This window comes from Mesorhizobium sp. WSM4823 (assembly GCF_055811195.1).
On the sequence record NZ_JBVVQL010000005.1, the window covers coordinates 1 to 8,456 of the forward strand.

General features: G+C 61.6%; 9 protein-coding genes. All 9 read right to left on the minus strand.

Annotated features, from left to right (window positions below):
- Positions 1-298 precede the first annotated feature (298 nt).
- Positions 299-964, minus strand: coding sequence for a protein-L-isoaspartate(D-aspartate) O-methyltransferase (locus tag AC0L26_RS14900; RefSeq protein ID WP_473633223.1), 666 nt, complete (start codon positions 962-964; stop codon positions 299-301).
- The gene (surE, locus tag AC0L26_RS14905) at positions 961-1,719 is read right to left on the minus strand and encodes a 5'/3'-nucleotidase SurE (protein ID WP_473633224.1); all 759 of its coding nucleotides are present in this window, start codon (positions 1,717-1,719) and stop codon (positions 961-963) included. Before surE ends, AC0L26_RS14900 begins: the two co-directional genes overlap by 4 nt.
- Positions 1,719-3,263, minus strand: coding sequence for a serine--tRNA ligase (gene serS, locus AC0L26_RS14910; protein ID WP_473633225.1), 1,545 nt, complete (start codon positions 3,261-3,263; stop codon positions 1,719-1,721). The genes surE and serS overlap by 1 nt, the downstream gene beginning before the upstream one ends.
- Positions 3,264-3,623: 360 nt before the next feature.
- On the minus strand, positions 3,624-4,433 hold the full coding sequence (tatC, locus tag AC0L26_RS14915; protein ID WP_473633539.1) for a twin-arginine translocase subunit TatC: 810 nt from the start codon (positions 4,431-4,433) through the stop codon (positions 3,624-3,626).
- A gap of 44 nt (positions 4,434-4,477) precedes the next feature.
- The gene (gene tatB / locus AC0L26_RS14920) at positions 4,478-5,170 is read right to left on the minus strand and encodes a Sec-independent protein translocase protein TatB (RefSeq protein WP_473633226.1); all 693 of its coding nucleotides are present in this window, start codon (positions 5,168-5,170) and stop codon (positions 4,478-4,480) included.
- A gap of 29 nt (positions 5,171-5,199) precedes the next feature.
- Positions 5,200-5,421, minus strand: coding sequence for a twin-arginine translocase TatA/TatE family subunit (locus tag AC0L26_RS14925; RefSeq protein WP_473633227.1), 222 nt, complete (start codon positions 5,419-5,421; stop codon positions 5,200-5,202).
- 179 nt (positions 5,422-5,600) lie between these two features.
- Entirely contained in the window at positions 5,601-6,380 is a 780-nt protein-coding gene (gene scpB, locus AC0L26_RS14930) for an SMC-Scp complex subunit ScpB (RefSeq protein ID WP_473633228.1), read from the minus strand.
- Positions 6,377-7,177, minus strand: a complete 801-nt coding sequence (locus tag AC0L26_RS14935; protein ID WP_473633540.1) for a segregation and condensation protein A — start codon at positions 7,175-7,177, stop codon at positions 6,377-6,379. The genes scpB and AC0L26_RS14935 overlap by 4 nt, the downstream gene beginning before the upstream one ends.
- 60 nt (positions 7,178-7,237) lie before the next feature.
- Positions 7,238-8,257, minus strand: a complete 1,020-nt coding sequence (gene nagZ, locus AC0L26_RS14940; protein WP_473633229.1) for a beta-N-acetylhexosaminidase — start codon at positions 8,255-8,257, stop codon at positions 7,238-7,240.
- Positions 8,258-8,456: the final 199 nt, after the last annotated feature.

An 8,456-nucleotide genomic window follows, 5' to 3' on the forward strand; every position in this document is an offset into this window, starting at 1 on the left:
TCCAGCCAGCATCTTGAATCACAAATCCGACCAAACGGGAATCCATTCCGATTCAGTTAGGCCGTGAACCGCTCTAGGGCGGAGCAGGAGCGAAGCTCCGTCGCGGAGACCCTAGGATCCATTCCGTTACCTTAGCCGAAGAATGCAGAGGAGCAGCATTCCGCACCGTTGCAACACCTTGATGGCGCGGCATGGATCCTAGGGTCTGCGCTGCGTCGCTTCGCTCCTTGCTGCGCCCTAGGATGACGACCGAGAGGCTTCGGCTGATCGATCCCCAAGCGCGCGATGCGTCGGATAATCAGATGACCGCCGCTACGCTGCGCAGGATCGGTTGCAGGCGGACGAGGCCGATGTCGTCGCGTTCGAAGCGGCTGCCGACCTTGGTCAGTTTGGCCAGCACCTGCTCGCCCTCTTCGGGTCCAATCGGAGCGATGACGATGCCGCCGCTCGACAATTGGTCGAGCAGGAAGCGCGGCAGACTGTCGAACGCCGCCCATGCGACGATGCGATCGAACGGCGCTTCATTGGCCAGTCCGTTGGAGCCGTCCGCCTGGCGCACGATGGCATTGCCGATTCCTAGCGCCTCGAAGCGCTGCTTGGCCTGCTCGGCCAGCGTCTTGTAGCGGTCGATAGTGACGACCCGCGCGGCAAGCCGCGACATCACCGCCGCCGTGTAGCCCGACCCGGTGCCGATCTCCAGCACGCGGTTGCCCGGCTCGATGGCAAGTGCCGCGATCACCGCGGCTTGCAGGTCGGCGCCCTCGATCGCCTCGCCGCATTCGATCGGCAGCATCCGGTCCGACCAGGCGAGCGGATGGAACTGCGCGGCGAGAAAGCCGCGCCGCGGCGTCGCCTCGAAGGCAGCGATCAGCGCCTTCGGCACCGTGCCCCTGCCACGCAAGCGGAGCAGGAAGGCGGCGAAGCCTTCGCGGTCGTCGAGCGTCGGGCTGTGGTTCAGGTTCATGCGAGCGCCTTGGTCAGTTGATCGCGGATTTCATGGGCTGTGAGATCGAGCTGCAGCGGCGTCACCGACACCAGCCGGTTGCGCAGGGCGTAGAGGTCGGTGCCTTGCTTGCCCTCGACCGGCTCGCGGCCAAAGCGCAGCCAATAATAGGGAAGCCCGCGGCCGTCGCGGCGCTCGTCGACCCATAGGCTGTGGACGAGCTTGCCCTGCGAGGTGACCACTGTGCCGGCGACCTCTTCTGGCGCGCAATTCGGAAAATTGACGTTGAGCAGCACGCCGTCCGGCAGCGGCATGGCGACAAGCCTTTTGAGCAGCGCCGGCGCCAGCGCCTCGGTTGTCTCGTAGGCAACGACGCGATCCTCGCCAATGTAGGAATAGGCCTGGCTGAGCGCGATCGAACGCACGCCGAGCAGCGCGCCTTCCATGGCGCCGGCGACGGTGCCCGAATAGGTGACGTCGTCGGCGATGTTGGCGCCGGAATTGACGCCGGACAGGATCAGGTCGGGTGCTGCGGGCAAGATCTTCTTCACGCCCATGATGACGCAATCGGTCGGCGTACCGCGCACGGCAAAGTGTTTTTCGCCGATCTTGCGCAGCCGCAGTGGCTCGGAGATCGACAGCGAATGCGCATAGCCGGACTGGTCCTGCTCCGGCGCCACCACCCAGACATCGTCCGAGAGCGTGCGGGCGACGCGTTCAAGCGATGCAAGGCCTTCGGCATGGATGCCGTCATCATTGGTCAGGAGGATGCGCATTACGTTAATTCGATCTTTTCCAGACCGCCCATGTAAGGCCGAAGCGCTTCAGGAATGGTTACGCTGCCATCCTCATTCTGATAGTTTTCGACGACAGCAATGAGAGCCCGGCCGACGGCGGTGCCGGAGCCGTTCAGCGTGTGGACGAAGCGGTTGCCTTTGCCGTCCTTGTCCTTGTAGCGGGCGTCCATGCGCCGCGCCTGGAAATCACCGCACACCGAGCAGGACGAAATCTCGCGATAGGCGTTCTGGCCCGGCAGCCAGACCTCGATGTCGTAGGTCTTGCGCGCGCCAAAGCCCATATCGCCGGTGCACAGCGTCATGGTGCGGAACGGCAGGCCGAGCCGCTTCAGCACTTCCTCGGCGCATTCGGTCATCCGCTCGTGCTCGGCAAGCGAGGAGTCCTGGTCGGTGATCGACACCAGCTCGACCTTGTAGAACTGGTGCTGACGCAGCATGCCGCGCGTATCGCGCCCGGCCGAACCGGCCTCCGAGCGGAAGCACGGCGTCAGCGCGGTGTAGCGCAGCGGCAGTTTTTCATGCGGTGTGATTTCATCGCGCACGAGGTTGGTAAGCGGGACTTCGGCAGTGGGGATGAGCCATCGATCCGAGAGCAAACCGTTGCTGTCTTCCGAGCCATCGACAACTGAGTTCAAATAATCCGCAAAATACTCGACACTTTCCAAGGTCGTATCGCCGAAGCCGTCAGCAAGAGCTTGATACAGCGCTTCACTTTCTGGATCCGCACGTCTCGTGTTCAGATATTTTACAAGTCTTGGAAAGAGATCGATTTGGTTTAATATTCCGGGAATGACTGCGGTATGTTCTTCCATACCGTAATGGGCATGGCTGCTTTCGTCGTGAATTCTATACAAATCCAGTGCGAATTTTGGCAGTTGTCCTGTTCCGTACATAGTCGCCGAATTCACCATCAGCGGCGGCTGGATCTCCTCATAGCCGTGCTCGGTCGTATGCAGGTCCAGCATGAACTGGCCGAGTGCGCGTTCCATCCGCGCCAGTCCACTCTTCAGCACGGTAAAGCGCGAGCCCGAAAGCTTCGCCGCCCGCTCGAAATCCATCATGCCGAGCGCCTCACCGACCTCGAAATGCTCCTTCACCCAATTCGGGCGGGTCGGCACCTTGCCGACGATGCGCTTGACGACATTGTCGTCCTCGTTCTTGCCGACCGGCACGTCGTCGAGCGGCACATTGGGCAGCACTGCCAATGCGTCGTTCAGCGCCTTGTCGAGTTCGCGTTCGCGCGCCTCGCCGTTCTGGATGAAAGCCTTGATCTCGCCGACTTCGGCTTTGAGTTTTTCGGCAAGGACGGCGTCGCCCGAGCGCATGGCATTGCCGATCTCTTTCGACGCGGCGTTGCGGCGCTCCTGCCTGATCTGCAACTCGGTCAGATGTTCGCGCCGCGCCTCATCGCCGGCGATCAGGTCATCGACCGTGGACTGCGCGTCCTCAGGTGACCACGAGCGCTTCTTGAGCGCCTCGACTAGGGCCTTCGGGTTGTCGCGAATCCATTTGATGTCGAGCATAGTCTGATCGTCCTCGGCGGGCATGTCGCCCAAAAATGCACAGCGGTTTTGGGACAACGACATGCCCAAAACAAAGACCTAAAACGCATCGCGTTTCAGGCCAGAGGGCGTAAACCGCATCCTTGATCGATGCAAGATGTCAAGGCCGAGTTCCTTCGCGCCCCCCTCTGTCCTGCCGGACATCTCCCCCTCAAGGGGGGAGATTGGATGTCATCACTACTTTCGCTAATCTCCAGCAGCCGAAGAGGTTAGCTGTCGACGAAGCTGCCAATCTCCCCCCTTGAGGGGGAGATGTCCGGCAGGACAGAGGGGGGTGCTGTCCCGCAGACTTTGAAAATATGAGAGGCTCCTATGAAGGAACTACGCCGACGACACGTCCGCAGGCTTTTCGGCCACCTCTTCTTCGGCCTCCCGCTTCTCGCGCGCCAGGCGTTCCCGTTCCTTGCTGCGCTCGATCAGCCGGGCCGACCATATCGAGACCTCGTAGAGAATGATCGTGGGGATGGCGAGGCCGATCTGGCTTATCGGGTCGGGCGGTGTCAGCACAGCCGCGACGACGAAGGCGATGACGATCGCCCATTTGCGCTTTTCGACCAGCGCCTGCGACGACAGCATGCCGACCCGTGCCATCAGGCTGGTCACCACCGGCAACTGGAACACCAGGCCGAAGGAGAAGATCAGCGTCATGATCAGGCTGAGATATTCCGACACTTTCGGCAGCAGCGAAATCTGCACCTGGTCGTCGGTGCCGGCCTGCTGCATGGCGAGGAAGAACCACATCACCATCGGCGTGAAGAAGAAATAGACCAGCGACGCGCCCATCAGGAAGAGGACCGGCGAAGCAATCAGGAACGGCAGGAAAGCGTTGCGTTCGTTCTTGTAGAGGCCGGGCGCGATGAATTTGTAGATCTGCGTGGCGATCAGCGGAAAGGCGATCACCATGCCGCCGAACATCGCCAGCTTGACCTGGGTGAAGAAGAATTCCTGCGGCGCCGTGTAGATCAGCTCGACCTTGTGCGGGTCGAGCCCTGCCCATTGGGTCGCCCATTTGAACGGAATGACCAACAGGTTGAACAGTTGCTTGGCGAAGAAGAAGCAGAACAGGAAGGCGACGAAGAACCCGCCGATCGACCACATCAGCCGCCGGCGCAACTCGATCAGATGCTCCATCAGCGGAGCCGCCGATTGTTCGATCTCGTCCTTTTCCGAAACGCTCACTTGCTGGCTCCCGCCGCCTTTTTGGCGGCTGCAGTCGGCTTCTTCACCACTGCCGGTGCAGGCTTCGGCTCGACCTTTTTAGCTGCGGCCTTTGTCACGGCAGGTTTTGCTGCTGCTGCTGGCTTCGCTGCGGCTTTCGCGGCCGGCGTCGCTTTCGCTGGCGCAGCCTTCTTCTCAGCTGCCGAGGTCTTTTGCGATGTCGCCGGTGGCGCCGTCCCGACAGGCGTTTGCATCACCACCGACTCATCGGTCATCGCCGGAAAGGTCGGCGGCGCCGACACCGCTTCCGGGGCATTGATATCAGGCAGCACCGTCGCGCCATTCTTCAGCTCGGTGTCCTGCGGCGTCGAAGCCGCTGGCGTGGCCGCGTCCACGGCCGGCTTCGGCTTCATCGCCGCGTCCACCCCTGAGCGCACGTCGGCTGCCGCCTGCTCGAACGGATTGAGCTGTTTTCTGATCTCGGCGGCCGGGTTGAGGCTCCTGAGTGAATCGACCGACTTCTTGACATCGTCAAGCTCGGCCTCCTTCAGCGCGTCGTTGAACTGTTTCTGGAAATCGGCTGCCATGCCGCGCATCTTTGCCGTCGTGCGGCCGAAAGTGCGCAGCATCTTGGGCAAATCCTTAGGCCCGACGACCACGATCATAACGATCGCGATCACCAGCATCTCGGTCCAGCCGATGTCGAACATGGCGATACGTTCCGACTAAAAGTTTTGGCTCAGCCCTTGCTGGCCTTTTCCTTCACTGCCGAAACGGTTTCGTCGGCACGGTGTTCGACGGTGCGCTTGTCGTCGGCAACATCGTCGTCGGCCATGCCCTTCTTGAAGCTCTTGATGCCCTTGGCCATGTCACCCATCAGCTCGGGAATCTTGCCGCGGCCGAACACCAGCAGCACGATAACCAGCACGATCATCCAGTGCCAAATCGAAAATGAACCCATAACAATCTCTCTCGAATGTTTTCTCTGACGATGATCTATGCGCTTTCGCGCCGGGATTCAAACACAACCGCAACAGAGTTTATAAATGAATGGCCGAAGTCACGCACTTTCGGTGCCATTGGCCGCTACCAATCGGCGCAGCCCCGAAAAACCAACGGCTTTCGGCACGCCTGGTGTGCTCAATCGTCCTCGACGCGCGGCGTCAACAGACCGAGTTCCTCGAGGTCTATGTCGGTCAGCGGATCCTCGTCGTCGGTCAGCGCATCCGGATCGGCCGGCGGCATCGGAATAGAAAAATTCGATGGCATGCGGCCCGAAAGCAGCCCGGCGCCCTTCAATTCCTCCATGCCGGGAAGATCGCGGATCTCCTCCAGTGCAAAATGGTCGAGGAAGATGTCGGTGGTGCCGTAAGTCACGGGGCGACCGGGCGTGCGGCGCCGGCCGCGCATCTTCACCCATTCGGTCTCCATCAGCGTGTCCAGCGTGCCCTTCGAGGTCTCGACGCCTCTGATGTCCTCGATCTCGGCGCGCGTCACCGGCTGGTGGTAGGCGATGATCGCCAGCACTTCGAGCGCTGCGCGGGAGAGCTTCCTCTGCTGCACCGTGTCGCGGCTCATCAGGAAAGCGAGGTCGCCGGCGGTGCGGAACGCCCATGCATCGCCGACGCGCACCAGATTGACGCCGCGCCGCGCATAAATCTGCTGCAGTTCGGCCATCGCCGCGGCGATGTTGATGCCGTCGGGCAGGCGCGCGGCAAGCTGCTTTTCGCTGACCGGCTCGGCGCTGGCGAAAACGATCGCCTCAGCCATGCGCACGGCCTCTGCCATATGCAGCCGCTCGCCGGGATTCTGGGGCAAGTTCTGGGCCTGACTTTCTGTCGGAGTCTCCGCGTGCATGCCCTCTTCGGTCTCGTCGTCGACCTTGAACGGAATGACCGAAGCGTTGGCGCGTTCACTCATGATGCCACCTCGACTGCCCTGATGCCTTGCGCACGGCCGCGCAGATAGAGCGGCGCGAACACCTCGTCCTGCCGCATTTCCATTTTGCCTTCGCGCACCAGTTCAAGCGTGGCCGCAAACGAACTGGCGATCGCGGTGCGCCGCTCGTCCGGGCCGGTCAGATATTCGACCAGGAAACTGTCCAGTGCCGTCCAGTCTGCAAGCGTGCCGATCAGCCTGTTCAGGATGTCGCGAGCGTCCTTGAGCGACCACACACCGCGCCTGGCGATGGTCACATTGTTGATTGCTTGTTTCTGGCGCTGCTGCGCATAGGCGGTCAACAGATCGTAGAGCGAGGCCGAATAGGCGTTGCGTTTCTCGACGATGACCATTTCCGGCATACCACGCGCGAACACGTCGCGTCCGAGCCGGTTGCGGTTGACCAGCCGTGCCGCCGCGTCGCGCATCGCTTCCAGCCGCTTCAGCCGGAATTGCAGCACCGCTGCCAGTTCCTCGCCGCTTTCACCGTCGTCGCCGGGCTGCTTGGGGATCAAAAGCTTCGACTTGAGGAAGGCCAGCCATGCCGCCATCACCAGATAGTCGGCGGCGAGTTCCAGCCTGAGCGCCCTCACCTTCTCGACGAAGGCCAGATATTGCTCGGCCAGCGCCAGGATCGAGATACGCGACAGATCGACCTTCTGGTTGCGGGCAAGATGCAGGAGAAGGTCGAGCGGCCCTTCGAAACCGGCGACGTCGACGACCAGCGCAGGATCGCCGGTCAGCCTCGAATCGTCATTCTCGGCCCACAGGCGGTCCATCGGTGCGGCCTTGCCGGCCTTACTGTCCAATGTTTCCGCCACTTCCCGTTCCCTTTGATGCTAGGCCACAGCGTCGAAATAGGTTGCAAACTCGGCGCGTATCTCGGTTTCTTCAGCCACGTCGCGGTCCTTTATATAGGTCAATGCCCGTTTGGCACGCTCCAGTGACTTGCCGTCAAGCCCCGTGGTGCGCGACGCAATGCCGGCCATCTCCTCGAAAACGCCGTTGCAGTGAAGGACCAGATCGCAGCCCGCCGCAAGGATCGCAGCCGCCTTTGTCGGGAAATCCCCAGAAAGCGCCTTCATCGAGGTATCGTCGCTCATCAGCAGCCCGTCGAAGCCGATTTCGCCGCGGATGATTTCGTCGATGACCTTGCCGGACGTCGTGGCCGGATTCTTCGGGTCGATCGCGCTGTAGACGACATGCGCCGTCATCGCCATCGGCAAATGATTGAGCTCCCTGAACGGGGCGAAATCATGCCGCTGCAAGTCGCTCATCGATGCATCGACGGTCGGAAGTTCGAAATGCGTGTCGGCAAAAGCCCGTCCATGCCCGGGGATATGCTTCATGACCGGCAGCACGCCGCCCGACATCAACCCTTCAGCCGCCGCGCGACCCAGTTCGATGACGGCACGAGGCTCGTTGCCATAGGCGCGCGCACCGATAACGTCGCTGGCACCCTCGATCGGAACATCGAGCACCGGAAGGCAATCCGCTGATATGCCATAGCGCGAGAGATCGAAGGCGTGCAGTCGTGCCATCAGCCAGGCGGCTCGGTTGCCGGCGTCGTGGTCGTTGCGCCACAAGGCGCCGAGCGCGCCGCCGGCCGGATAGTTCGGCGCCAGCGGCGGCCGCAAGCGCTGCACCCGGCCGCCTTCCTGGTCGATGAACACCGGGGCGTCCGGGCGCTCGATACAGTCGCGCATGGCGGCGATCAGATCGCGGATCTGCTCGGTCTCGCTGATATTGCGCGCAAACAGGATGAATCCCCACGGGCATTCATTGCGATAGAAGTTGATTTCGTCGCGTGTGAGCGATTTCCCGGCGCAGCCGAGGATCATGGCTTTTGATTCGGTCATGGACAGGAGTTTAGAACGTCACGCCGACAAAGGGAATCGACTTGGACCACATGCGGTTGCGCCAAATCTTTTACACACAAGATCTCTCTTCCATGAGAAACGGGGGGGGGGGGGGCGAGGGGCCGGCAGCACGCGGCGAGCACGGCGGGGGGGTCTTAATTAAGATATGGCAGAAAATAAAGAAGACAACGCACAAGAG

Excerpts from the sequence above, each read along its gene's own strand:
- AC0L26_RS14900 (WP_473633223.1), bottom strand. The coding sequence starts at position 964 with ATGAACCTGAACCACAGCCCGACGCTCGACGACCGCGAAGGCTTCGCC.
- surE (WP_473633224.1), bottom strand. The coding sequence starts at position 1,719 with ATGCGCATCCTCCTGACCAATGATGACGGCATCCATGCCGAAGGCCTT.
- serS (WP_473633225.1), bottom strand. The coding sequence starts at position 3,263 with ATGCTCGACATCAAATGGATTCGCGACAACCCGAAGGCCCTAGTCGAG.
- tatC (WP_473633539.1), bottom strand. The coding sequence starts at position 4,433 with ATGGAGCATCTGATCGAGTTGCGCCGGCGGCTGATGTGGTCGATCGGC.
- tatB (WP_473633226.1), bottom strand. The coding sequence starts at position 5,170 with ATGTTCGACATCGGCTGGACCGAGATGCTGGTGATCGCGATCGTTATG.
- AC0L26_RS14925 (WP_473633227.1), bottom strand. The coding sequence starts at position 5,421 with ATGGGTTCATTTTCGATTTGGCACTGGATGATCGTGCTGGTTATCGTG.
- scpB (WP_473633228.1), bottom strand. The coding sequence starts at position 6,380 with ATGAGTGAACGCGCCAACGCTTCGGTCATTCCGTTCAAGGTCGACGAC.
- AC0L26_RS14935 (WP_473633540.1), bottom strand. The coding sequence starts at position 7,177 with ATGGACCGCCTGTGGGCCGAGAATGACGATTCGAGGCTGACCGGCGAT.
- nagZ (WP_473633229.1), bottom strand. The coding sequence starts at position 8,257 with ATGACCGAATCAAAAGCCATGATCCTCGGCTGCGCCGGGAAATCGCTC.